21 protein-coding genes and 1 riboswitch are annotated in these 22356 nt (G+C 66.3%); of the genes, 9 read left to right on the top strand and 12 right to left on the bottom strand.

All coding sequences use genetic code 11. The features are described 5' to 3' along the window. Positions 1–137 precede the first annotated feature (137 nt). From thiC to ACFFJ6_RS06740, 5 genes are all read right to left on the bottom strand, one after another. Complete coding sequence (thiC, locus tag ACFFJ6_RS06720; protein ID WP_378385632.1) at positions 138–2078, bottom strand: phosphomethylpyrimidine synthase ThiC; 1941 nt, start codon at positions 2076–2078, stop codon at positions 138–140. 231 nt (positions 2079–2309) lie between these two features. After that, the gene (locus tag ACFFJ6_RS06725) at positions 2310–2918 is read right to left on the bottom strand and encodes a thiamine phosphate synthase (protein ID WP_378385634.1); all 609 of its coding nucleotides are present in this window, start codon (positions 2916–2918) and stop codon (positions 2310–2312) included. After that, entirely contained in the window at positions 2905–3687 is a 783-nt protein-coding gene (locus ACFFJ6_RS06730) for a thiazole synthase (RefSeq protein WP_378385769.1), read from the bottom strand. Before ACFFJ6_RS06730 ends, ACFFJ6_RS06725 begins: the two co-directional genes overlap by 14 nt. 291 nt (positions 3688–3978) lie before the next feature. Beyond that, complete coding sequence (thiS, locus tag ACFFJ6_RS06735) at positions 3979–4176, bottom strand: sulfur carrier protein ThiS (RefSeq protein ID WP_378385636.1); 198 nt, start codon at positions 4174–4176, stop codon at positions 3979–3981. Continuing rightward, complete coding sequence (locus ACFFJ6_RS06740; protein ID WP_378385638.1) at positions 4167–5315, bottom strand: FAD-dependent oxidoreductase; 1149 nt, start codon at positions 5313–5315, stop codon at positions 4167–4169. The genes thiS and ACFFJ6_RS06740 overlap by 10 nt, the downstream gene beginning before the upstream one ends. Next, a riboswitch (TPP riboswitch) is annotated at positions 5304–5453 on the bottom strand. It overlaps the preceding gene by 12 nt. 156 nt (positions 5454–5609) lie before the next feature. Between ACFFJ6_RS06740 and ACFFJ6_RS06745 the strand changes: the two genes are divergently transcribed. Next, positions 5610–7094 (top strand): hypothetical protein, encoded by a 1485-nt coding sequence (locus ACFFJ6_RS06745; protein WP_378385640.1) that lies wholly within the window; start codon positions 5610–5612, stop codon positions 7092–7094. A gap of 4 nt (positions 7095–7098) precedes the next feature. On the opposite strand, the gene ACFFJ6_RS06750 is transcribed toward ACFFJ6_RS06745, so the two are convergent. Beyond that, positions 7099–8430 (bottom strand): ATP-binding protein, encoded by a 1332-nt coding sequence (locus tag ACFFJ6_RS06750; RefSeq protein WP_378385642.1) that lies wholly within the window; start codon positions 8428–8430, stop codon positions 7099–7101. A gap of 17 nt (positions 8431–8447) precedes the next feature. Next, complete coding sequence (locus ACFFJ6_RS06755; protein ID WP_378385644.1) at positions 8448–9170, bottom strand: response regulator; 723 nt, start codon at positions 9168–9170, stop codon at positions 8448–8450. A 168-nt stretch (positions 9171–9338) separates the two neighbouring features. Between ACFFJ6_RS06755 and ACFFJ6_RS06760 the strand changes: the two genes are divergently transcribed. Both ACFFJ6_RS06760 and ACFFJ6_RS06765 read left to right on the top strand, forming a co-directional pair. Next, positions 9339–9887, top strand: a complete 549-nt coding sequence (locus tag ACFFJ6_RS06760; RefSeq protein ID WP_378385646.1) for a hypothetical protein — start codon at positions 9339–9341, stop codon at positions 9885–9887. Positions 9888–10131: 244 nt separating this feature from the next. Next, the gene (locus ACFFJ6_RS06765) at positions 10132–10674 is read left to right on the top strand and encodes a PRC-barrel domain-containing protein (RefSeq protein ID WP_378385648.1); all 543 of its coding nucleotides are present in this window, start codon (positions 10132–10134) and stop codon (positions 10672–10674) included. A 113-nt stretch (positions 10675–10787) separates the two neighbouring features. Here the strand turns inward: ACFFJ6_RS06765 and ACFFJ6_RS06770 are convergent, their stop codons facing one another. Both ACFFJ6_RS06770 and ACFFJ6_RS06775 read right to left on the bottom strand, forming a co-directional pair. Continuing rightward, positions 10788–12326, bottom strand: coding sequence for a DUF4403 family protein (locus ACFFJ6_RS06770; protein ID WP_378385650.1), 1539 nt, complete (start codon positions 12324–12326; stop codon positions 10788–10790). Between the two features lie 212 nt (positions 12327–12538). After that, positions 12539–13252, bottom strand: a complete 714-nt coding sequence (locus tag ACFFJ6_RS06775) for a L,D-transpeptidase (RefSeq protein ID WP_378385652.1) — start codon at positions 13250–13252, stop codon at positions 12539–12541. Positions 13253–13522: 270 nt separating this feature from the next. Here ACFFJ6_RS06775 and ACFFJ6_RS06780 point away from each other — a divergent pair, with 270 nt between their 5' ends. Then, positions 13523–14971: a tryptophanase gene (locus ACFFJ6_RS06780; RefSeq protein ID WP_378385654.1), complete on the top strand. Its 1449-nt coding sequence runs from the start codon at positions 13523–13525 to the stop codon at positions 14969–14971. A 254-nt stretch (positions 14972–15225) separates the two neighbouring features. Here the strand turns inward: ACFFJ6_RS06780 and ACFFJ6_RS06785 are convergent, their stop codons facing one another. After that, positions 15226–16056, bottom strand: coding sequence for an arsenite methyltransferase (locus tag ACFFJ6_RS06785; protein ID WP_378385656.1), 831 nt, complete (start codon positions 16054–16056; stop codon positions 15226–15228). A gap of 91 nt (positions 16057–16147) precedes the next feature. Beyond that, positions 16148–16465 carry an ArsR/SmtB family transcription factor gene (locus ACFFJ6_RS06790; RefSeq protein ID WP_378385658.1) on the bottom strand — a complete coding sequence of 106 codons (318 nt, stop codon included), beginning with the start codon at positions 16463–16465 and terminating at the stop codon, positions 16148–16150. A gap of 113 nt (positions 16466–16578) precedes the next feature. Here ACFFJ6_RS06790 and ACFFJ6_RS06795 point away from each other — a divergent pair, with 113 nt between their 5' ends. The 4 genes from ACFFJ6_RS06795 (at position 16579) to arsB (ending at position 19229) form a co-directional block, all read left to right on the top strand. Then, positions 16579–16935, top strand: coding sequence for an ArsR/SmtB family transcription factor (locus ACFFJ6_RS06795; RefSeq protein WP_378385660.1), 357 nt, complete (start codon positions 16579–16581; stop codon positions 16933–16935). Then, positions 16928–17455 carry an arsenate reductase ArsC gene (locus ACFFJ6_RS06800; protein ID WP_378385662.1) on the top strand — a complete coding sequence of 176 codons (528 nt, stop codon included), beginning with the start codon at positions 16928–16930 and terminating at the stop codon, positions 17453–17455. Before ACFFJ6_RS06795 ends, ACFFJ6_RS06800 begins: the two co-directional genes overlap by 8 nt. Next, entirely contained in the window at positions 17455–17880 is a 426-nt protein-coding gene (arsC, locus tag ACFFJ6_RS06805) for an arsenate reductase (glutaredoxin) (RefSeq protein ID WP_378385664.1), read from the top strand. Before ACFFJ6_RS06800 ends, arsC begins: the two co-directional genes overlap by 1 nt. A gap of 299 nt (positions 17881–18179) precedes the next feature. Beyond that, a complete protein-coding gene (gene arsB, locus ACFFJ6_RS06810; protein WP_378385666.1) occupies positions 18180–19229 on the top strand; it encodes an ACR3 family arsenite efflux transporter in 1050 nt (349 codons plus the stop codon). Here arsB and ACFFJ6_RS06815 read toward each other — a convergent pair. Continuing rightward, positions 19226–19858: an HAD-IA family hydrolase gene (locus ACFFJ6_RS06815; RefSeq protein WP_378385668.1), complete on the bottom strand. Its 633-nt coding sequence runs from the start codon at positions 19856–19858 to the stop codon at positions 19226–19228. The two genes, arsB and ACFFJ6_RS06815, sit on opposite strands and share 4 nt — an antisense overlap. Before the next feature lie 363 nt (positions 19859–20221). On the opposite strand from ACFFJ6_RS06815, the gene ACFFJ6_RS06820 reads away from it, so the two are divergent. Then, positions 20222–22356, top strand: a 2135-nt coding sequence (locus ACFFJ6_RS06820) for a beta strand repeat-containing protein (RefSeq protein ID WP_446694699.1), incomplete at its 3' end; no start/stop codon positions are given.

A 22356-nucleotide genomic window follows, 5' to 3' on the forward strand; every position in this document is an offset into this window, starting at 1 on the left:
TCGAATCCCTCGACGCGTCAAGTCCGGCCTACGTCCAGCTCGACAAAGTGGCCGGGCTTTCGCCCGGCCGCTTCGTTTCAGATGAATGCCCGGGTCGAGCGGGGCATGACGTTGTGCTTCGGGAGGGGCCGCCGCCCTTACGACAGCGCCTTGTTACTCTCCTTCACCTTCTCCGCGTCGAGATACAGCTTCTCGCCCATCGATTTGAACTTTTCGCTCATCTGGGCCATGCCGTCTTCGATCACGCCAGACATCGTCATGCCGACGTTGCCGAGGGAGTTGCCGCTGGCGAGGTTGAGGGCGGCTTTCTCGTTGTCGCCGAGCCCCGCTGCGTAGTCCCGCACATCCTGGGTGATCTTCATCGAGCAGAATTTCGGGCCGCACATCGAGCAGAAATGCGCGACCTTGTGGGCGTCCTTCGGCAGGGTTTCGTCGTGGAAGGCCTGGGCCGTATCGGGGTCGAGGCCGAGGTTGAACTGGTCCTGCCAGCGGAATTCGAACCTCGCACGGGATAGCGCGTCGTCGCGCAGTTGCGCGGCGGGGTGGCCCTTGGCGAGGTCGGAGGCGTGGGCGGCGATCTTGTAGGTGATCACGCCGGTCTTGACGTCGTTGCGGTCGGGCAGGCCGAGATGTTCCTTCGGCGTGACGTAGCACAGCATCGCGCAGCCGAACCAGCCGATCATCGCGGCGCCGATGCCTGACGTGATGTGGTCATAGCCCGGCGCGATATCCGTGGTCAGCGGGCCCAAGGTGTAGAACGGCGCTTCGCCGCACTCTTTGAGCTGCTTGTCCATGTTGATCTTGATCTTGTGCATCGGCACGTGGCCGGGGCCTTCGATCATCACCTGGCAGCCCTTGGCCCAGGCAATTTTCGTCAATTCGCCGAGCGTCTCCAGTTCGGCGAACTGGGCGCGGTCGTTGGCGTCGGCGATCGAGCCCGGCCGCAGGCCGTCACCGAGCGAGAACGACACGTCGTACTTGCGCATCAGGTCGCAGATCTCGTCGAAATGCGTGTAGAGGAAGCTCTCCTGGTGATGCGCCAGGCACCACTTCGCCATGATCGAGCCGCCGCGCGACACGATGCCGGTGACGCGGCTGGCGGTGAGGTGGATGTATTGCAGCCGCACGCCGGCGTGGATGGTGAAGTAATCGACGCCCTGTTCGGCCTGCTCGATCAGCGTGTCCTTGTACAGCTCCCAGGTGAGCTTGACCGGATCGCCGTCGCACTTCTCCAGCGCCTGATAGATCGGCACGGTGCCGATCGGCACCGGCGAGTTGCGCAGGATCCACTCACGCGTGGTGTGGATGTTGCGGCCGGTCGAGAGGTCCATCACGGTGTCGGCGCCCCAGCGGATCGCCCACACCATCTTGTCGACTTCCTCCTCGACCGACGACGTCACGGCGCTGTTGCCGATATTGGCGTTGATCTTGGTGAGGAAGTTGCGTCCGATGATCATCGGCTCGAGTTCGCCGTGGTTGATGTTCGACGGGATGATGGCGCGGCCGCGGGCGATCTCGTCGCGAACGAATTCCGGGGTGATGAACGCCGGTACGGCGGCGCCGAAGCTCTCGCCATCGGCGAGTGCGGCTTCGGCGCGCTCGAGCTGCTGCTTGCGGCCGAGGTTCTCGCGCTCGGCGACGTAGATCATCTCCTTGGTGATGATGCCGGCGCGGGCGAATTCGAGCTGGGTGATCGGCGCATTGCCGACGCCGCGCAGCGGCTGGTGATGCGCGGTGAACGCCTTGGCGGCATGCGCGGCGCCGACATTGCCGTTGTCTTCCGGCTTGACGTCGCGGCCCTGATACTGCTCGACGCCGCCGCGCTCCAGCACCCACTGGGTGCGCGGGCGCGGCAGGCCCTTGTTGACGTCGATCACGACGCTCGCGTCGGTGTAGGGGCCGGAGGTGTCGTACACCGGCAGGTTCGGCTCGGATGCGGCTTCGCTCAAGATGATCTCGCGCAACGGCACGCGCAGGTCCGGCGCCGCGGCGGGGATCGCGTGAATCTTCCGCGAGGAGGGCAGGGCGCCGGTGGTGACGGCCGCACGGGTGGTCTCGGGGTTGGAGCGGATATTCATGCTATCCTCCTGTTATCGGTTGTTATCGGGCCGCGTCGTGTCTCGCGGGGCATTCGTGAGAAGGTGAGGGCACGGAGCGTGTCGCCCTCACCCCGACCCTCTCCCGCAAGCGGGAGAGGGGGAATTAGCGCTCGCGTCGCGGCCGCGCAGCGCGCACGGCCTGCTCCCTCTCCCGCAGGCGGGAGAGGGCTGGGGTGAGGGCGCCGCGCGTCGCGGCGTTCGCGGTCCTCATCACGCCGTCTCTTTCGTCGCATCGAGCCAGGCGCGCACGCGGGCGTCCGGGTCTTCGTTCTGCGTCACGTCGCTGACCACGGCGATCGAGTCGGCGCCGGCGGCGAAGATCTCCGCGGCCTGCTCCAGCTTGATGCCGCCGATCGCGACCAGCGGGATGTCGCCGACGCGCTTCTTCCATTCGGTGATCTTCGGGATGCCCTGCGGCGCGAAGCGCATCGATTTCAGCGTGGTCGGGAAGATCGGGCCGAGCGCGATGTAAGTGGGCTCGGCGGCGAGGGCGGTTTCCAGCTCGGCGTCGTCATGCGTCGAGAGGCCGAGCGTCAGGCCGGCGCTGCGGATCTCATGCAGGTCGGCCTCGGCGAGGTCTTCCTGGCCGAGATGCAGATGCTGGGCGCCGGCGACGATCGCGGCGCGCCAGTAATCGTTGATGATCAACCGGGTCGAGGTGCCCTTCACCAGTTCGAGCGCGTCGGTGACGAGCTGCAGCGCCTCGGCGTCGTTCAGCTCCTTGGCGCGGAGCTGCACGGTGCCGACGCCGAGCGCGGTGAGGCGCTTCACCCAGGCGAGGCTGTCGACGACAGGATAAAAGCGGTCAGGATACGGCATGCCAGAAGGGAGTCCCGATCACAGGGGTTGAGGGCGAGGCGAAATCGCGGGCGCCCATGAGCCCCGCTTCGTATCCGGTACGGCCGGCTTCGACCGCGAGCTTGAAGGCGCGCGCCATCGCCACCGGATCTTCGGCCTTGGCGATTGCGGTGTTGAGCAGCACGGCGTCGTAGCCGAGCTCCAGCGCTTCGGCGGCGTGGCTCGGCGCGCCGAGCCCCGCGTCGACCACGAGGGTGATATCGGGCAGGCGGTCGCGCAGCAGTTTCAGCGCGTCGCGATTGGTGATGCCGCGCGCGCTGCCGATCGGCGCCGCCCACGGCATGATGACGCGGCAGCCGGCATCGACCAGGCGGTTGGCGACGCTGAGATCCTCGGTGCAATAGGGGAACACCTCGAAGCCGTCCTTGATCAGCAGCGTCGCGGCTTCGACCAGGCCGACAACGTCGGGCTGCAGCGTGTCGTTGTCGGCGATCACTTCGAGCTTGATCCATGGCGTGGCGAATAGTTCGCGTGCCAGCTTGGCGGTGGTCACCGCCTCGCGCACGCTGCGGCAGCCCGCAGTGTTCGGCAGGACGGTGACGCCGAGCTCGCGGATCAGCGACCAGAACTGATCGCCCGCCTTTCCGCCCGCGGCCTCGCGGCGCAGCGACACGGTGACGATCTCCGCCCCGGACTCGCGGATCGCGTCCTGCATGATGGCGGGCGACGGATACAGCGCGCTGCCGATCAGCAGGCGGGAGGAGATTTCGCGGTCGTAGAATTTCACCATGTCATCTGCTCCGAGCACGGACGGCTCCCTCTCCCGCTTGCGGGAGAGGGCTGGGGTGAGGGCGACGCGAGCTCAGTGCCTGGGGACCCCACCCCCGACCCCTCCCCGCAAGGGGGAGGGGAGACGAGGCGATCACTCCACTCACTGACATAGCCCCCATCTCGGTCGTCATCCCCGCGCATGCGGGGATCCAGTATTGCAGAGAGCTGATGGCTGAATGCTCGCGCTCTGGAATACTGGGTCGCCCGGTCAAGCCGGGCGATGACGCTGCTACGTGGAGCGAGGCCATCATCATCCGCCCTGCCTCGGCGTGAGGATTTCGATTTCGTCGCCCGCGCTCACTGCGGTCTCGTCCCATTTGCCGCGCGGCACGACGTCGTAGTTGATCGCGACCGCGTAGTGGCCGGCGGTGCAGTCGAGTTCCTGCATCAGCGCCGAGACGCTGGTCGCCGAAATCTCGCGCTGTTCGCCGTTCACCGTCACAAGCATCGCATCACCTGATTGTCGATCTCGCCGCGCTCGACATAGGCCACCACCTTCTCGGCGAGCGACGGCGCCATCAGGAAGCCGTGGCGATACAGCCCGTTGGTGGCGACGCGGCGGTTGCCGATGGCGATGCGCGGCAGGTTGTCGGGGAAGGCGGGGCGCAGGCCGGCGCCCATCTCGACGATATGCGCCTCGCCGAACGCCGGATGCACCGCATAGGCGGCGCTGAGCAGCTCCAGCGCCGAGCGCACCATCACCAGCTCGTCCTCGCTCTCGACGGTGGTGGCGCCGAGCATGAAATGGTTGTTCTCGCGCGGGATGACGTAGAGCGGCCAGCGCGGATGCATCAACCGCACCGGGCGCGACAGCGTCACCTCGGCGGTCTTGATCACCACCATCTCGCCCTTGACGCCGCGTAGTTCCGGCGCCTTGTCGCGGGCCGCCATGCCGCGGCAGTCGATCACCAGACCGTCGAGGTCCTCCGGAGTGATCTCCGATTCGAAGCGGATTTCGCCGCCGGCTTCGATCAGCCGCTTGTGCAGCTGAGCCAGCACTAGCCGCGGTTCGACATGGCCCTCGTCAGGGAAGTACAAGCCTTCGCGGAACCGGCCGGCCAGCGCCGGCTCCAGCTCGGCGACGCCGTCGGCGTCGAGCCGCCTGTGGCCGGTGGTCATCTTGGCGAAGCGCTCGAAATCGGCGCGATCGCGCGGATGCGCCACCACCAGCGAGCCGTTGAACGTGGTCTCGGGGAACTCCTTACGCCACATCTCCAGCGAGCGCAGGCCGATCTCGCCGACCATGGGCTCGGCGCCCTCGGCCTCGCAATACGGCGCCAGCATGCCGCCGGCCCAATGGCTGGTGGCCTGTGTCATCGCCTGATCGCCGCGCTCGTACAGCGTGACCTTGCGGCCGGCGCGCGCCAGCAGCAGCGCCTGCCAGGCGCCGGCGATGCCGGCTCCGACCACGGACACCGGCGCATCCTTGCGCAGATCCGGCTTCTCGCTGCGCAGCGAAGCCGCGGACACCTCAGCCGCAACGGGCGCAGGCATCACGTCGGCAGGCGCCGTCGCGGCTGCAGATGCATAAACAGATGGAAAAGCGGCGGATTCGGCCCCGCCACGGCCTTCAAGTCTCTGGTGCATCCCTGTCCCTTCGCCGGCATGACCCGGATCAGGTTCAAAGGGTCACTGCGGTCCCGCTCAGCTTTCAATCCGACAAAAGATCGAAGCGGCGAGCTTGCAGTATCTCAGCTCCTCGTCGGAGCCCCCCTCGGAACGAATCCAATGTAGGCCGATCACCTGCGGTGTCAACGTGCCTTTCGATGCGGCCGTTCCGCCCTGCGGCTCCGCGCCGTGGCCCGTCAGTGCGCGCTTTTACTTCAAATTATCCGGCCGCGTGTTTGATCCTGGAACCCGATCCGCGACCGGACGCCGCCGATGACGATCCTCACAGCCGATACGAGCGGCCTCGCCAGCGGACGCAGCCTGCTGCCGCTGTGGGTCGGCGTCGTCGCCTACATTCTGCTGTTGATCATCGGCGACCGGCTGCTCGCCGATCCCGACACGCTGTGGCAGATCGCGATCGGGCAATGGATCATCGATCATCGCGCCGTGCCGCATGTCGACGTCTATTCGTTCACCATGGCGGGGCAGCCCTGGATCTCGACGCAGTGGCTGTCACAGGTGCTGCTCGCCGCGAGCTACGCAGCGGCGGGGTGGGCCGGCCCGGTGGTGATGGGAGCGGCGTCATTGGCGTTGGCGCTGGCCCTGCTGGCGCGTGCGCTCGGTCGCCGGCTGCGCGGAAGTACCACGCTGGTGTTCGTGTTCGCCGCGGTGATGCTGATGGTGCCGCATATGTTCGCGCGGCCGCACGTGCTGGCGATGCCGGTGATGGTCGCCTGGGTCGGCGGGCTGATCGCGGCGGCGGATCGCCGGGCGGCGCCGCCGCTGGCTCTGTTGCCGCTGATCGCCCTGTGGGCCAATCTGCACGGCGGCTTCGTGCTCGGCCTCGTGCTGATCGCGCCGATCGCGCTCGATGCGGTGCTGGCCGCGCCCGCGACGGCGCGCCGATCGCTGCTGCTGCGCTGGGCGGGGTTCGGCGTGCTGGCGCTGATCGCGAGTTGCGCCAATCCCTACGGCTGGGACGCGATCCTGGCGTCGCAGCGCATCCTGTCGCTCGGCGCGGCGCTGGCGACGATCGGCGAGTGGGGGCCGACGGATTTCTCGCGCTTCGGTCCGCTCGAGCTCGTGCTGCTGGTCGGCCTCGGCCTCGCGCTGTGGCGCGGCGTGACGCTGCCGCCGCTGCGCATCGTGATGCTGCTCGGCCTGCTTCACATGGCGCTCAGCGCCAATCGCAATCTCGAAGTGCTGGGGCTGCTCGCGCCGCTGATCATCGCGGCGCCGCTGGCGCGGCAGATCGGCGGTGCCGAGCCGCAGGACGGCGCCCCGGCGCGGCCGGGGTTCGGCGTCAGCGCAGCAATGCTAGGTCTCGCGATCGCCGGCACGCTGGCGTTCACGACGCTGCATTCCTTCGCGCCGCCGCGCAGGCACACGCCGGCCGTGGCGGTGGCGACGCTGAAGACGCTCGGCGTCAAGCGTGTGTTCAACGACTACGATTTCGGCGGCTATCTGATCGCTAGCGGCGTGCCGCCGTTCATCGACGGTCGCACCGAACTCTATGGCGAGCGTTTCGTCGTCGAGCAGAATGCCGCAATTCGGCTGCGGCCTCCGCAGACCCTGTTCCGCCTGCTCGAGGACTTCAAGATCGACGCCACGCTGCTGCCGACCGACGATCCTGCGACCAGGCTGCTCGATCACGTCGACGGTTGGCAGAAGGTGTACAGCGACGACGTCGCCACGATCCACCTGCGCAAGCCCGGCGCTGCGCACAGCGCCGAACCGAAGATCGATCCGGCGCGCTGAGCGCTTACGCCGGCTCGTCGGCCGTCGCGCCCGGCAGCGTGATCCGCACGATCAGCCCATGCGGCGCGCGGTCGTGCAACGACAACTCACCGCCATGGCTCTGCGCGATCGCGCTGGCGATCGACAGGCCCAGTCCGAAGCCGGACGCCTCGTTCATGTTGCGGGCGGCGTCGCCGCGCACGAACGGCTCGATCACACGCGCCTTGCGGGTGTCGGGAATGCCCGGCCCGTCGTCCTCGACCTCGATGGTCAGCTGTTGCGGTGAGGCGTCGAGCCGCACGATGGTCTGCTTGCCGTAGCGCACCGCGTTGTCGATCAGATTGGTGACCGCACGATGCAGATCGTCCGGCCGCGCCAGCGCTTCGGCATGGTCAGGGCCCTGATAGGAAACGCAGTGGCCGAGATCGACGAACTGATCGGCGATCGACTGCAGAGCGCTGGCCAGATCGATCCGCGTCTTGGCTTCCCGGTTGTGACCATCGCGCAGGAACGACAGCACGGCGTCGAGCATCGACCGCATCTGGTCGAGATCACGCAGCATGTGCTCGCGCTGCGCCGTATCCTCGATGAATTCGCTGCGCAGCCGCAGCCGGGTGATGGGCGTGCGCAGATCGTGGCCGATCGCCGCCAGCGTGCGGGTGCGGTCGTCGATCAGCGCCGTGATCCTGCTGCGCGATCGGTTGAGCGCGCGGGCCAGCGCGCGGATCTCGTCCGGGCCGCTCTCCGGCAGCGGCTCATCGCCGCCGTCGAGCTTGAAGTTCTCGGCCGACTTGGCAAAGGCCGACAGCGGCGTCGACAGCGCGCGATCCGCCCACAGGGCGAAGATCGCCAGGCTGACGACGACGCCGACCAGCGCCGTCATCCACGGGCCGCCCCAGAACGGTGGCCGACTGTGCCGCTCCGGGATCGCCGCCACGATGGTGGCGCCGTCGGGCAGGCCGATCGCGGCTCTGAGCCGGCCGCGCGGCTCTTCGACCGCATACACCCGCGCCAGCGGCCCCAGTTCGCGCGCCACTTCGTTCAAGGCGTGCGGGGTGTGGGGCGACCGCAGCGGGGCGGCGGCGGCATCACGCAGACTGAGTTCGAGATGCGGGAAAGCGGCGTCGATCTGCTTCACCAGCAGCGGCCGCTGTTCCGCCGGCGTGGTGGCGATCAGCAGAACGGAGAGTTCGAATTGCCGGCGCTGATGTTCGTTGGGGCCGAACTGACTCGGCCCGCGCAGCAGGAAGGTCGCGGCGATCAGCGTCTGCGTGCCGATCAGCGACAGCAGCACCAGCAGCGCGATCTGGCCGCGCAGCCCATTGATGCGCACGCCGGCGAGCAGCCTGTTGATCACGATCCGGCCTCGGCTGCTCAGACCGGCTCGATCGTCGGCGTGAACGTATAGCCGCCCGAGCGCACCGTCTTGATGATCGTGATGTTCTGCGGATCCGGCTCGATCTTGCGGCGGATGCGGCTGACCAGCACGTCGATCGAGCGCTCGAACGATCCGGCATTGCGGCCGTGGGTCAGGTCGAGCAGCGCCTCCCGCGACAGCACCCGGCCGGGCCGCTCGCAGAACGCTTGCAGCAGGTCGAACTCGGCGCTGGTCATCGCCACCAGGGCGCCGTCGGGATTGCGGAGTTCGCGAAGCCGGAAATCGATGCGCCAGCCGAGGAAGCTCATCGCGCTGGCGCCGTTGATGGCGCTTGCGGCGCTGGCGAACGACTGCCGCCGCAACACCGAGCGGATCCGCGCCAACAGCTCGCGCGGATTGAACGGCTTGGCGAGATAGTCGTCGGCGCCCATCTCGAGGCCAAGGATGCGATCGACGTCGTCGCCGCGCGCCGTGAGCATGATGATCGGCAGATGCGAGTTGGTTCGCAGCCGGCGGCACAGGCTGAGCCCATCCTCTCCGGGCAGCATCACGTCGAGCACGACGAGATCGACGCGCTGGTCGGCGAGGCGGCCGTCCATCTCGCGGCCGTCCTGGGCGGTGACGACGTGGCAGTCATTGGCGCGCAGATACTTGGCGATCAGCGCGCGCGTTTCGCGGTCGTCCTCGACGACGAGGACATGGGGCGTTGCTTGAGTCATGGCGCCGTTGTCCGACAATTTCGCAGCGGGCGGGGAAGGTTTTTTGTTTCGGGATATTTCCACATCGGGGCTTGTTCATCAGTGGAAACGAAGTCGCGGATGCCGGGAACATCTCGTTAATCTCATTAACCATAACGTGCCTCGGGATCAAAGCGCTCGAGGCTTCACATGACCGCTATCTCCTCAGCTTCAACCAGCAGCTATCTTTCACCGCTCCAGCAACTGCAGAAGGAGCTCGCCGCCGAACTATCCGCCGGTCAGATCAGTTCGTCCGACGCCTCGTCCTTGTCGACGGCGCTGAACGATATCGACACGGCCCTGCAGGGCGGAAATGCCTCCGACGCCAACGGCACGCAGGCGCCCGGCGACCTGAAGTCGAAGATCGACGACCTGATCGGCAAAGAGGTGTCGAACGGCACGCTCACCACGGATCAGGCCGCCAAGCTGAAGACCGTGTTCGCGCAGACTTTCGGACAGGGACCGGGCGGTCCCGGCGGTCCGCCGCCGGACGGTGCCGGAGCGGCGGACGCCGGCGCCAGCTCTTCCAGTTCGTCGTCATCGTCGTCGGATGGAAGCGGCAGCGTGGACGATCTGGTGAAGCAGTTCCTCGAATTGCTGCAGCAGACCCAGGCGTCGTCGGCGAATTCTTACGGTTCCGCAGGAACGACCAGCAACGCCACCTCGTTCTCTGCACTGCTTGTTGATTACAAGACCTGACGAGTGACGCCGTCGGAACCAGATCCCCGCTGCGGCAACGCAGCGGGGATTTTTCGTTGGGCGCGCGCGACCGCCAAGTCGAATGATCGACGCCGCGCACTTGCATTGTCGAGTGGAGATCAGTGCGTAGATGGTGTGACGATTTGGTGCGTAGTTGACCGAATAAAACTGATCCGCCGCCGGAACTGCGCGCAGTGTCGTCCGTTTGTTGGAGACCATTCACCAATACGGAGGGCACTACACAATGAAGAAAACCAACGCCGTTCTCGCTGGCCTGCTCGGTTCGACCCTGATCGCCACCGCTGCCTTCGCGCAGTCGCCGGCCGCCACCGACAGCTCGATGTCGAAGACCACCGCGGCGCCCGCCGCGAGCTCGATGTCGAACGCCGGTGAGTGGCGCGCTTCGAAGATGGTCGGCCTCAACGTCTATAACCAGGCGAACGAGAAGCTCGGCGACATCTCCGAAGTGCTGCTCGACAAGTCCGGTAAGGTCCATGCGGTTGTGATCGGCGTGGGCGGCTTCCTGGGCGTCGGCCAGCGTGACGTGGCCGTGGCGTTCGACAAGATCAAGTTCGTCGACACCCCGGTCCAGTCGAACACCGCGGCGAACGCCCCGGCGTCCGGCTCGACCGCGACCACCACGACGGGCTCGACGGCGACCACCACCACGACGACGACCACCAACGCGAACAGCACGGCAGAGCGGATGTATCCGGATCACGCGGTGTTCAACGCAACCAAGGACGAGCTGAAGGCGATGCCGGAATTCAAGTACGGCCGTTCGTAAGCTGAAGTCTGCGATCCGAAGCGTCTCGACGGCCCACCGTCCAGACGTAGTTGGGTCGAACGAGCCGGGTGACTTCGGTCACCCGGCTTTCGTGCGTCGTGTTGGTATCAGCTTTACGGGGCTTTCAGCTTGGTAATCGTCACTTCGAGGATGCCGTTGGCTTCCGCGGTGACCCGCAGCATTGACGAGTCGAAGGCCACGTCGGTCAGCCGCAGGCTGGAAATCTCGGACGAAATCCGCAGGCCGTCTTCGTTGCGCTGATAGCTGGCGATCACGGCGCCGATCCGTCGCTGCACATTCGACGATTCCGGCTTGAGGTCGAACACCGCGCGTTCGGTGATGGCTTTCTGCAGATACGGCACCGCGGCCCGCGCCGCTTCGCCGAGTAGGCCGAACGCGGCCTCCGACTCCACCGCGAGCTGCACGTCGCTCAGCCGCAGCGTCTGGTCTTCCTGGTTGAGCACCGGGCGGCCCCAGATGTGCAGCGTGGCTTCGCCGCCGAACAGGCTGAAGAGGCCCTTGCTCTCCGTTGCATCGACCAGCATCGACACCAGCAGGCGATCGCCGCTCGCCGCGACGTTGACGCGCTTGACGGTGACGGCCGCGGCGCCGCCGTTTTCCGGAAAGGTGCGGCCGACGAATTGCGGCTCGATCACCCGGCTGAGCTCCTGAAACGGAATATCGATCGGCACCGCGACCTTCACGCCGGTGCTGTTGGGCGCGATCATCTCCAGCGCTGCCGGGAAGGGGCACTCCGGCTTGGTCGGCGCGGTAGTGATCCGGCTGTCGGCAACGATGCCGAGCGTCAGCGCCACGGTGGCCGCGTCGATCTGCGGCTGTGCCGCGAGCGCGCGGGTCGGCCTCAGCTCGAGCCAGAAGCCGTTCGGCACGCCGGCGCCCTGCAGCGGAATCGAGCGGCAGATTCGCGCCCATTCGCGCCGCGCGCTGCGCTCCAGCGCGCCGTCGCTGCGGATGGTCTGCTGCAGCCGTGCGACCTGTTCGTTGACGGCCTTGTCGATGACCGGCTTGACCTGCGCCGGCACGTTGATGCGCGCGCCAGCGACCGCGACATTGGAGTCGGACAGCAGCACCTGCGCGCTGAGATTGGGGTCGACGTGCCAGTCCGGCAGCACCTTCGGCCGGGCAGTGATGGCGATCATGCCCTTGATGTCGCCGCTGGCGCTGAGCGACTTGATATTGACGCCGACCTGCTTGGCGATCTTGTCGCCGAACAGCTTGCCGAGCGTATCGCCGACCTTGCTTTGCGTGCTGGCCGAGAGCGACCCCTTGGCCGACAGCGTGCCGCTCAGCGGGGCGGTCACGGTGACCTGCTCGGCGGCTCCCTTCGCGGCGACCGCGCCGCGCGTGACGTTCCAGGAGATGTCGGCATTCTGCACCAGCTGCGGCGCCGGATTGTCGGCCTTGCCGCCGAATGTGCGCGGGGCGGCCTGATCGACGAGATCGCGGATCGCGGTCAGCGGCACCGACACCGGTACCACCACCGAGGACTGACGGATCGGCGGCAGCGGCGGCAGGGCCTGCAGCGTCGGCGGACTGACCGCGCGCGGCGACAGCCAGTCGAACGCTTTCAGCGTGACACCGAACGAGATCGCAACGATCGCGAGGCCAATCAGGATGGTCTTGAAACGCATCTAATCCCCAGTCCAAAACGGCCGGACCATACAGGGCTGCGCCCGCAGGCGCCAGCCGGAGGGGCTTTGGGAGGTGCGCCGGTTCATGAAAACGCGGCAATGTCGCCGTCACCTGGCCGCCGCCGTGTCACAAGGGACACTGCCGCAATCTCCCGACACGAAAAAAGCGGCGCGGTTCGCCCGCGCCGCTCTCACGCTGGGTGGTCCGGTAGCTAACTGCGGCGGCCGCTGCCGTTGTCGGCGCGACGCGAGTCGGGCAGCACGATCACCTTGGCGCCGACGCTGACGCGGGAATACAGGTCGGCCACATCGTCATTGGTCAGGCGGATGCAGCCGGACGAGACGTGCGTGCCGATCGTCGACGGCGCGTTGGTGCCGTGGATGCGATAGATCGTGCCGCCGAGATACATCGCGCGGGCACCGAGCGGATTGCCGGGACCGCCGGCCATGTGCCGGGGCAGGTAGGGCTGGCGCGCGATCATCTCCGGCGGCGGCGTCCAGTCCGGCCACTCCGCCTTCTTGGTGATCGACTGGGTGCCCGACCAGGTGAAGCCGTCGCGGCCGACGCCGATGCCGTAGCGCAGCGCGCGGCCGTTGCCGAGCACGTAGTACAGGTAGGTGTTGGGCGTATCGATGATGATGGTCCCGGGCGCCTCGCGGGTGGCGTAGCTGACGATCTGGCGCTTCAGCCGGGCGGGCAGTTCGGCGGCGGGCGAGCCGTCATCGTCCTGCGGTGCGGCTTGCACTGCCGGCATGCCCGGTTCGACCGGCGCATACGCCATCGGCTGCATCGCCGCCGGCTGCGGCAGGAAGGGCAGGAACGGGAAGGGCAGCGGTTGGGTGGCATTCGCCGGACCGGCAGCGAGGGCCATGATCGCGGCGGCCGCCACGGCGGCAGCAGGGCCGGCAAGCTTGAAATGGGGCATCGGTGACTCCCTGTTCTGAACGCCTGTTTGATCGCCAGCGCCGTTTCGGCTGCTTGTTGGCGCTATCAGTAGCGCGCAACCGGTTTCAGGACGTTTTCGTCGATCGCCCAATTTGGTTTCGTCGCGGTAGGGATTTGTTTCGCTTGCGGTTGCCGGGCACCGGCGTACGCGGCGGCTCCGGGCCCGTTTGATCGGGCGCAATTTCGATCGGCCGGCTGGCCGGTAAGCCCGAGCCGCCGCGAGGTGCGGGTTTGCTGGGGAGTTGGCGACATGGCGATGGTGAAGTTCTACGGCAACGAGACGGTGCCGCTCGAGATGCACAAGGTGCGGATCGTGCAGAAGCTCAGCCTGCCGCCGGTCGAACGCCGCCTCGAGAAGATCACCGAGGCCGGCAACAACACGTTCCTGCTGAAGAACGACGACGTCTTCCTCGACATGCTGACGGACTCGGGCGTCAACGCCATGAGCGACCGCCAGCAGGCGGCGATGCTGGTCGCCGACGACAGCTACGCCGGCAGCGCCACCTACACCCGGCTGGAGACCAAGCTGCGCGAGATCTTCGGCATGAACTACTTCCTGCCGACGCATCAGGGCCGCGCCTGCGAGCACATCCTCGCCAAAGTGTTCGTGTCGCCCGGCAAGGTGGTGCCGATGAATTATCACTTCACCACCACCAAGGCGCACATCACGCTGCAGGGCGGCACGGTCGAAGAACTGGTGACCGACGCCGGGCTGGAAGTGGTCAGTGCCAATCCGTTCAAGGGCAATATGGATATCGCCAAGCTGCGCGCGGCGATCGCCCAACACGGCGCGGACAACATCGCCTTCGTCCGGATGGAGAGCGGCACCAACCTGATCGGCGGCCAGCCGGTGTCGCTTGCCAACCTCGCCGACGTCAGCAACGTCTGCAAGGAGCACGGCATTCCGCTGGTGCTCGACGCCAGCCTGCTCGCTGACAACCTGTACTTCAACAAGACCCGCGAGGATCACTGCAAGAGCTTGTCGATCCGCGAGATCACCCGCCGCACCGCGGACCTGTGCGACATCATCTATTTCTCCGCCCGCAAGCTCGGCTGCGCCCGCGGCGGCGGCATCTGCATCCGCGACCGCGCGCTGTACGAGAAGATGCGGCCGCTGGTGCCGCTGTACGAGGGCTTCCTCACCTATGGCGGCATGTCGGTGCGCGAGATGGAAGCGCTCACCGTCGGCCTCGACGAGACCATGGACGAGGAAATGATCAACCAGGGTCCGATGTTCATCGGCTTCATGGTCGAGCAGCTGCAGGAGCGCGGCGTGCCGGTGATCACCCCGGCCGGCGGCCTCGGCTGCCACATCGACGCCAAGCGTTTCGTCGATCATATTCCGCAGTCGCAATACCCTGCCGGCGCGCTGGCGAGCGCGCTGTACATCGCCTCCGGTATCCGCGGCATGGAGCGCGGCACGCTGTCGGAGCAGCGGGAGCCGGACGGCAGCGAGATCTTCGCCAATATGGAGCTGGTGCGGCTGGCGATGCCGCGCCGCGTGTTCACGCTGTCGCAGGTCAAATACGCGGTCGACCGGATCGCCTGGCTGTATGCCAACCGCAAGCTGATCGGCGGGCTCACTTTCGTCGAGGAGCCGCAGGTGCTGCGGTTCTTCTACGGGCTGCTGAAGCCGGTGTCCGACTGGCAGAACCACCTCGTCGCGAAATTCCGCGAGGATTTCGGGGATAGTTTGTAACGGCAGAGTAGGGTGGATAAGCCGAGGGCGCCATCCGCCATCGCGCGTCCGGACGGCGGATGGCGCGCTACGCGCTTATCCGCCCTACGGGCTAAGACGGTGTACCGTAAGGGCGCCGCTTAACTTTCGGCGAAGCACGCCCACAGACTCTCCGTCGTCATTGCGAGCGAAGCGAAGCAATCCAGCCCAGTGCACCGCGCTGGATTGCGTCGTCGCTCCGCTCCTCGCAATGACGGCGCGAGAGAGACCGGACTTCACCCGCAGCAACGGCCCGCAGTCGCTGTCGCGCTCGGCTTGGTCGCCCGCACGAAGCCGCTGAAGAATTTGCCGTCGATCTGCGGCGCGATGGCGTCGACGTCGAGGCCGCGGCCTTCGAGGAAATCGCGGGCGTCGTCGACCTTGTAGACCCGGGTCGGCTCGATCGAGATGGAGTCGAAGCCGACGGCCGAAAGTTTGCCGACGTAGTCGGTCTCGTCGAGCGCGCCGGCGAGGCAGCCGACCCAGAGCAGCACGTCGCTGCGCAGTTCTTCGGGAATTTCGCCGCGCGTCACCACGTCGGACACCGCGAAGCGGCCGCCCGGCTTCAGCACCCGTAACGCTTCACTCAGCACGCGGTCCTTGTCGCCCGACAGGTTGATCACGCAGTTCGAGATGATCACGTCGACGGAAGCGTCCGGCAGCGGGATCGCTTCGATCTGTCCCTTCAGGAATTCGACGTTCTCGGCGCCGGCCTTGCGCTGGTTGTCGCGCGCCAGCGCCAGCATCTCGTCGGTCATGTCGAGGCCGTAAGCCTTGCCGGTCGGGCCGACGCGGCGCGCCGACAGCAGCACGTCGATGCCGCCGCCGGAGCCGAGATCGAGCACGGTCTCGCCCGGCTTCAACTCCGCCAGCGCCGTCGGATTGCCGCAGCCGAGCGACGCCAGCATCGCCGCGGCGGGCAGCCCCTCGGCCTGAGCCGCGTCGTAGAGATTGCTGGTGATCGGACTGACATGGTCGAGGGCAGGGGCGCCGCAGCACGACCCGGCGCGGGTGGCGGCGGCGGCGTATTTCTCGCGGACGATTTCGGTGATCTCGGTGGTGGACATCGGGGCTCTCCTTCAAGGTCGGTTTGCTGAGCGACGAAACGGTCATTATTTCGATCAAGCTAGAAATATCGAATAAGTGGGTCTGAGAAACTCAGGCGGCGGATTTGGTATCCTTGGGTTCGGCGGCGTCGGCGCAGCATTCCGCGACCATGAAGTCCATCAGGCCGCGCATGACGTCGTAATTGGCGTGGCAGTTGAGTGTCGTGGCGTCCCGGACCTGGCGGATCAGCCCGGCCGTGACCAGCGTCTTGAGATGATGCGACAGCGTCGACGGCGCGATCTTCAACCGCTCCTGCAGCCGGCCGACCGGAGTACCGGCCTCGCCGGCGCGCACCAGCGCCCGGTAGATCTTTAGCCGGGTCGGATTGCCCAGCGCTTCGAACTTAGTGGCGACGTCGTCGATCTTCATGCGGCGAGGATGCGGCCGAATCCGTCGTTCGTCAAACGATATTTCTAGGATTATCGAAATAGTGGCCGCTCGGCCCGCTTGACTTTGGTGGTTATATCGATAAGTCTGGATATATGGAATCGGAGCAAGCAATCCTGGCGCTCGGCGCGCTGGCGCAATCGACCCGGATGGAGGCGTTCCGGCTGCTGGCCGCGCACGAGCCGGAGGGCATGCCGGCCGGGGCGATCGCCGACGCGCTGGCGGTGCCGCAGAACACGATGTCGTCGCATCTGGCGATCCTGGCCCGCGCCGGGCTGATCCGGTCGCGGCGGCACAGCCGCTCGATCGTGTATCGCGCCGACCTCGCGCGGTTTCAGCAGATCGCGCTGTTCCTGATCAAGGATTGCTGCGGCGGCAGCCCGGAATTGTGCGCGCCGCTGATCGCCGATCTGCAGCCGTGTTGTGGTCCCAAGGAGTCCGCCGATGTCTGACCGCATCTTCAACGTGTTGTTTCTCTGCACCGGCAACACCGCCCGATCGATCCTCGCCGAGAGCATTCTGCGCAAGGACGGCGCCGGGCGGTTCAATGCTTTCTCCGCCGGCAGCCAGCCCAAGGGCGTCGTCAATCCAGTTGCCCTCGAGGTGCTGGCGGACAGCAACTATCCGATCGACGGACTACGCTCGAAGAGCTGGCAGGAATTCGCTACGCCGGACGCGCCGGTGATGGATTTCGTGTTCACCGTCTGCGACAACGCCGCTGGCGAGGCCTGCCCGGTGTGGCCGGGGCAGCCGATGACGGCGCATTGGGGCATCGACGATCCGGCAGCGGTCGAGGGCTGCGATCTCGACAAGGAGCGCGCCTTCGTGCAGGCGTTTCGCTTCATGAAGAACCGGATCGGCGCCTTCACCGCGCTCCCGATCAAGATGCTCGACGGCGTCGCGCTCGGCGCCAGGCTGCGCGAGATCGGCCAGGCTGAAGGCGCCAGCCACCGCCGGCCCGAGGTCGCGTGATGGACGTCGTCATCTATCACAACCCGGCCTGCGGCACCTCGCGCAACACGCTCGGCCTGATCCGCAACGCCGGGGTCGAGCCGCACGTGATCGAGTATCTGAAATGCCCGCCGAGCCGGGCGATGCTCGAACAGCTGATGGTGCGCGCCGGGCTGACACTACGGCAATTGATCCGCGAAAAAGGCACGCCGTATCACGAGCTGAAGCTGGACGATCCCGAGCTGAGCTATGACGAGCTCATGGACGCCGTGATGGCGCATCCGATCCTGATCAACCGGCCGCTGGTGGTGACGCCGAAGGGCGTGCGGCTGTGCCGGCCCTCCGAGTTGGTGCTCGACCTGCTGCCGCCGCAGCGCGGCGAGTTCTTCAAGGAGGACGGCGAGCAAGTCATCGACGCCAGCGGCCGCCGCGTGGCGACGGTGTGACCCTCTGCCTCCGTCATTGCGAGCGAAGCGAAGCAATCAAGTTCGTGCTCGGAGGTGGATTGCTTCGTCGCTGCGCTCCTCGCAACGACGGACATCGAAGCAAGGCGAAGCGACCTTGTACCACGTCATCGCCCGGCTTGACCGGGCGACCCAGTATTCAAGAGCGCGGATATGATTCCGCTGCTGCGCTCTAGGTAGAAGCTGGTGCTCTGGAATACTGGGTCCCCGCTTTCGCGGGGATGACGGTTGTTTGTGTGACTGCGCGGAGCGGCCAACAGGTCGCTCGGGAGAGTAATTTCATGTCCACCTTCGAACGCTATCTCACCCTTTGGGTCGCGCTGTGCATCGTTGTCGGCATCGGGCTCGGGCATCTGATGCCGGGTCTGTTCCAGGCGATCGGTGCGGCGGAGGTCGCCAAGGTCAATATTCCGGTCGCGGTGCTGATCTGGCTGATGGTCATTCCGATGCTGGTGCGGATCGACTTCGCGGCGCTCGGACGCGTGCGGGAGCATTGGCGCGGCATCGGCGTGACGCTGTTCATCAACTGGGCGGTGAAGCCGTTCTCGATGGCGGCGCTGGCGTGGCTGTTCGTCGGCTATCTGTTCAGGTCGTATCTGCCGGCGGACCAGATCAACTCCTACATCGCCGGCCTCATCATTCTGGCCGCCGCGCCGTGCACCGCGATGGTGTTCGTGTGGTCGAACCTGACCCGCGGCGAGCCGCACTTCACGCTGAGCCAGGTAGCGCTCAACGACACCATCATGGTGTTCGCCTTCGCGCCGATCGTCGGCCTGCTGCTCGGGCTGTCGGCCATCACCGTGCCGTGGGATACGCTGGTGCTCTCGGTGGTGCTGTACATCGTCGTGCCGGTGATCATCGCGCAGCTGCTACGCCGCCGTGTGCTCGCGACGGGCGGGGAGGCGGGGCTGCAGCGGCTGCTCGGCATCTTCCAGCCGCTGTCGCTGGTCGCGCTGCTGACGACGCTGGTGCTGCTGTTCGGCTTTCAGGGCGAGCAGATCATCCGGCAGCCGCTGGTGATCGCGCTGCTCGCGGTGCCGATCCTGATCCAGGTCTATTTCAATGCCGGACTGGCCTATCTGCTGAATCGCCTGAGCGGCGAGCAGCACTGCGTCGCCGGCCCCTCGGCGCTGATCGGCGCCAGCAACTTCTTCGAATTGGCGGTCGCCGCGGCGATCAGCCTGTTCGGCTTCGAATCCGGTGCCGCGCTCGCCACCGTGGTGGGCGTGCTGATCGAAGTGCCGGTGATGCTCACGGTGGTGGCGATCGTCAATCGCTCGAAGCGCTGGTACGAAGCCAGCGCGTCGGTCGCGGCGAAGACGGCGCGCTAGCCCAGCTTCAGCCCGGTGGCGGCTTCCAGGTCGGCGATCGCCTGCGCGGCGCTGGTCACCTTGATGGTCGTCATCCCCATCTCACGCGCCGGCTTCAGATTGACGCCGAGATCGTCGAGATAGACGCATCGCTTCGGATCGACGCCGAGCTCGGCCGTCATCATCTGATAAATCCGCGGGTCGGGCTTGCGCAGTCCGATCTTGGCGGATTCGATGACGTGGTCGAACAGCGCCATCACCTCGGCGACGTAGAGCGTGCGGCCCGCCGCGGAACCGGTGGCATTCGCCGGCAGATTGTTGGTGATGCAGCCGGTCTTGCAGCTCTGCTTGATCCGGCGCAGCGCCTCGACCATTTCGGGCCTCAGGTCGCCGAACAGCAGCGCGATCACGTCCTTGCCGCGCACCTCGGCGCCCAGCGCCTGCGATTCCGCGGCGAACAGCGCGTCGAACGTGTCGAGATCGACTTCGGCGCGCTCGAACTTGGCCCAGGCGTTCTCGAGATGATTGGCGGCGTTGGTTCGGCGGATGATGTCCGCAGGCAATCCTCGCTCCGTCTCGAACCGCGCGAACGCCTCGAACGGCGACGTCGTCAGCACCCCGCCAAAATCCCAGATCACCGCCTCGATCATCGCGTTCCGTCTCCCCGCTGTTGTTTGGTCGACCGCTAGCACGCGGCCGGCGACCGCACTAGCCCGGCGGGCGTCGAGAGGGAACCGGTGGTCTTTGACTCTGATCCCGTGTGACAGAATTCGCGATCTGAAAACGGGAACTATTGTGACCTCACATCCACACTCGTTCGGCATTGTCGTCAGGTTGCACAACTGTCGCTGTTCGTCCCGATCGTGACTCTTTAGGTTGATTCATGAAGCGAGCCAGCGATGGCCTCGTGAGGTGCGGGGTGCGACGTGCAAGACCGGCGAGTTGCCGACGACCGGAGGTCTCGGCTTGATGCTGCGGAGTTGATGCGAGTTCGTGGGCGGCGGCGCGCCCTCGTGTCGGTCCTGATGGCCACGACGGCGCTGTTCGCAGCCGGCAGGCCAGCCCACGCCCAGCAGGTCTGGGTCGGCACTGATCAGTCGTACAACACAGCCTCGAACTGGAGCGGTCCGGCCGTCGTGCCGGACACCGGAGACAGCGCGGTGTTCCGCAACAACGGCGCATCGACATCGCTGGTGCTGTCGAGCACGCGTAACCCGACCGATTTCACCTTCGAAGCCGGAGCGCCGAGCTACACCATCGGACTCGTGTCGGGCGGTCAGCTCAATCTGACCGGCGCCGGCATCGTGAACAATTCCGGCAGCCTCCAGCAGTTTCTGATCGATCCGAGCAGCCTGATCGATTTTCGAGGGAGCAGCACTGCAGCAAACGTCAAGATCACGAATGTGGGAGGGGCGCTGATCTTCAGCCAGACATCGTCGGGTGGGACGGCGGACGTCGTCAGCAACGGCGGGACTCTGGTGCTGCGGACCACCTTGGGGTCGATCTCGATCGGATCGCTGTCGGGCAGCGGGACCGTCGCGGCGACGGTGGTGGGCGGCGTTCCAGTCCAGGCTCTGACCATCGGCAGCCTGAATACCTCGACGGAATTCTCGGGCACGTTCATCGACAACGGCGCCCAATTCGCTCTGGGCAAGACCGGGACCGGAACGCTGACCCTGACGGGTGACAGTTTCTACACCGGCGGCACCACGATCTCGGGCGGAACGCTGCAACTCGGCAATGGCGGCACCAGCGGCTCGATCACCGGCGACATCACCAACAATGCGACGCTGACGGTCAACCGCAGCAACGGCACCAGCCTCGGCGGCGTCATCTCCGGCACCGGCCAATTGGTGAAGCTCGGCGGCGGCATTCTGGCGCTGCTCGGCAACAACACCTACACCGGCGGCACGACGATTTCGGCCGGCACACTGCGGGTCGGCAACGGCGCGACCAGTGGCTCGATCGTGGGCGACGTCGTCAACAACGGTGTGCTGGAGTTCAATCGCTTCGACTCGATCGGCTTCAATGGCGTGATCTCCGGCACCGGCAGCGTCACCAAGCTCGGCAACAATGCGATGCTGCTGGGCGGGGACAACACCTATACGGGCGGCACGACGATCAGCGGCGGTTATCTGCAGATCGGCAATGGGGGCACCAGCGGCTCGATCGTCGGCGACGTCTTCAACAACGGGACGCTGGAATTCGCGCGTTCCGACGCCTACACATTCGGGGGCGCTATTTCCGGCACCGGCAATCTGATCAGCTTCGGCGGCAGCGCCGGCAGTGGCGTTTTCACGTTGACCGGAACCAATACTTACACCGGGGGCACGACCGTCTCGAGAGGCACATTGCAGATCGGCGACGGCGGCACCTCGGGCTCGATCGTCGGCAACGTCAGCAATAACGCCACGCTCGTCTTCAATCGCTCCGACGCGACCAGCTTCGGCGGCGTCATTTCCGGCAGCGGCAATCTGATCAAGCGCGGTGCCGGCAATCTGTCGCTGACGGGCGTCAGCACCTTCAACGGCAGCACCACGGTTGAAGCCGGCACCCTCAGTGTCAATGGTTCGATCGCATCGTCGTCGCTGACCACCGTGAACGCCGGCGCGGTGCTCGGCGGCAACGGCACGGTCGGCACCACGCTGATCAACGGCGGCGCGCTGGCGCCGGGCAATTCGATCGGCACGCTGAATGTCAGCGGCAACCTGACCTTCACGGCCGCGTCGAGCTACATGGTCGAGGTGTCGCCGAGCAGCGCCGATCGCGTCAACGTCAGCGGCACCGCCACGCTCGGCGGCGCGACGGTGAATGCGTCATTCGCCAACGGCGGCTATGTCGACCGGCAATACACCATCGTCAATGCGAGCGGCGGCGTGGTCGGCACGTTCGGCGCGCTGGTCAACACCAACCTGCCGTCGGGCTTCAAGTCGAGCCTCGGCTACGATGCCAACAACGCCTATCTCAATCTGGTGCTCGACTACACGCCGACGCCTCCCAATCCTCCGGGACCTCCGCCGCCGACACCGCCGGCGATCAACAGCGGCCTGAACGTCAACCAGACCCAGGTGGCCAACGCGCTCAGCGGTTACTTCGCGCGGACCGGCAGCATTCCGATCGTGTTCGGCGCACTGACGCCGGCCGGGCT

Source organism: Rhodopseudomonas telluris, assembly GCF_042432815.1.
Taxonomy (GTDB): domain Bacteria; phylum Pseudomonadota; class Alphaproteobacteria; order Rhizobiales; family Xanthobacteraceae; genus Rhodopseudomonas; species Rhodopseudomonas telluris.

Bases quoted from the DNA above. Each gene is read 5' to 3' on its own strand.
- thiC (WP_378385632.1), bottom strand. From the start codon at position 2,078: ATGAATATCCGCTCCAACCCCGAGACCACCCGTGCGGCCGTCACCACC.
- ACFFJ6_RS06725 (WP_378385634.1), bottom strand. From the start codon at position 2,918: ATGCCGTATCCTGACCGCTTTTATCCTGTCGTCGACAGCCTCGCCTGG.
- ACFFJ6_RS06730 (WP_378385769.1), bottom strand. From the start codon at position 3,687: ATGGTGAAATTCTACGACCGCGAAATCTCCTCCCGCCTGCTGATCGGC.
- thiS (WP_378385636.1), bottom strand. From the start codon at position 4,176: ATGCTTGTGACGGTGAACGGCGAACAGCGCGAGATTTCGGCGACCAGC.
- ACFFJ6_RS06740 (WP_378385638.1), bottom strand. From the start codon at position 5,315: ATGCACCAGAGACTTGAAGGCCGTGGCGGGGCCGAATCCGCCGCTTTT.
- ACFFJ6_RS06745 (WP_378385640.1), top strand. From the start codon at position 5,610: ATGACGATCCTCACAGCCGATACGAGCGGCCTCGCCAGCGGACGCAGC.
- ACFFJ6_RS06755 (WP_378385644.1), bottom strand. From the start codon at position 9,170: ATGACTCAAGCAACGCCCCATGTCCTCGTCGTCGAGGACGACCGCGAA.
- ACFFJ6_RS06760 (WP_378385646.1), top strand. From the start codon at position 9,339: ATGACCGCTATCTCCTCAGCTTCAACCAGCAGCTATCTTTCACCGCTC.
- ACFFJ6_RS06765 (WP_378385648.1), top strand. From the start codon at position 10,132: ATGAAGAAAACCAACGCCGTTCTCGCTGGCCTGCTCGGTTCGACCCTG.
- ACFFJ6_RS06770 (WP_378385650.1), bottom strand. From the start codon at position 12,326: ATGCGTTTCAAGACCATCCTGATTGGCCTCGCGATCGTTGCGATCTCG.
- ACFFJ6_RS06775 (WP_378385652.1), bottom strand. From the start codon at position 13,252: ATGCCCCATTTCAAGCTTGCCGGCCCTGCTGCCGCCGTGGCGGCCGCC.
- ACFFJ6_RS06780 (WP_378385654.1), top strand. From the start codon at position 13,523: ATGGCGATGGTGAAGTTCTACGGCAACGAGACGGTGCCGCTCGAGATG.
- ACFFJ6_RS06785 (WP_378385656.1), bottom strand. From the start codon at position 16,056: ATGTCCACCACCGAGATCACCGAAATCGTCCGCGAGAAATACGCCGCC.
- ACFFJ6_RS06790 (WP_378385658.1), bottom strand. From the start codon at position 16,465: ATGAAGATCGACGACGTCGCCACTAAGTTCGAAGCGCTGGGCAATCCG.
- ACFFJ6_RS06795 (WP_378385660.1), top strand. From the start codon at position 16,579: ATGGAATCGGAGCAAGCAATCCTGGCGCTCGGCGCGCTGGCGCAATCG.
- ACFFJ6_RS06800 (WP_378385662.1), top strand. From the start codon at position 16,928: ATGTCTGACCGCATCTTCAACGTGTTGTTTCTCTGCACCGGCAACACC.
- arsC (WP_378385664.1), top strand. From the start codon at position 17,455: ATGGACGTCGTCATCTATCACAACCCGGCCTGCGGCACCTCGCGCAAC.
- arsB (WP_378385666.1), top strand. From the start codon at position 18,180: ATGTCCACCTTCGAACGCTATCTCACCCTTTGGGTCGCGCTGTGCATC.
- ACFFJ6_RS06815 (WP_378385668.1), bottom strand. From the start codon at position 19,858: ATGATCGAGGCGGTGATCTGGGATTTTGGCGGGGTGCTGACGACGTCG.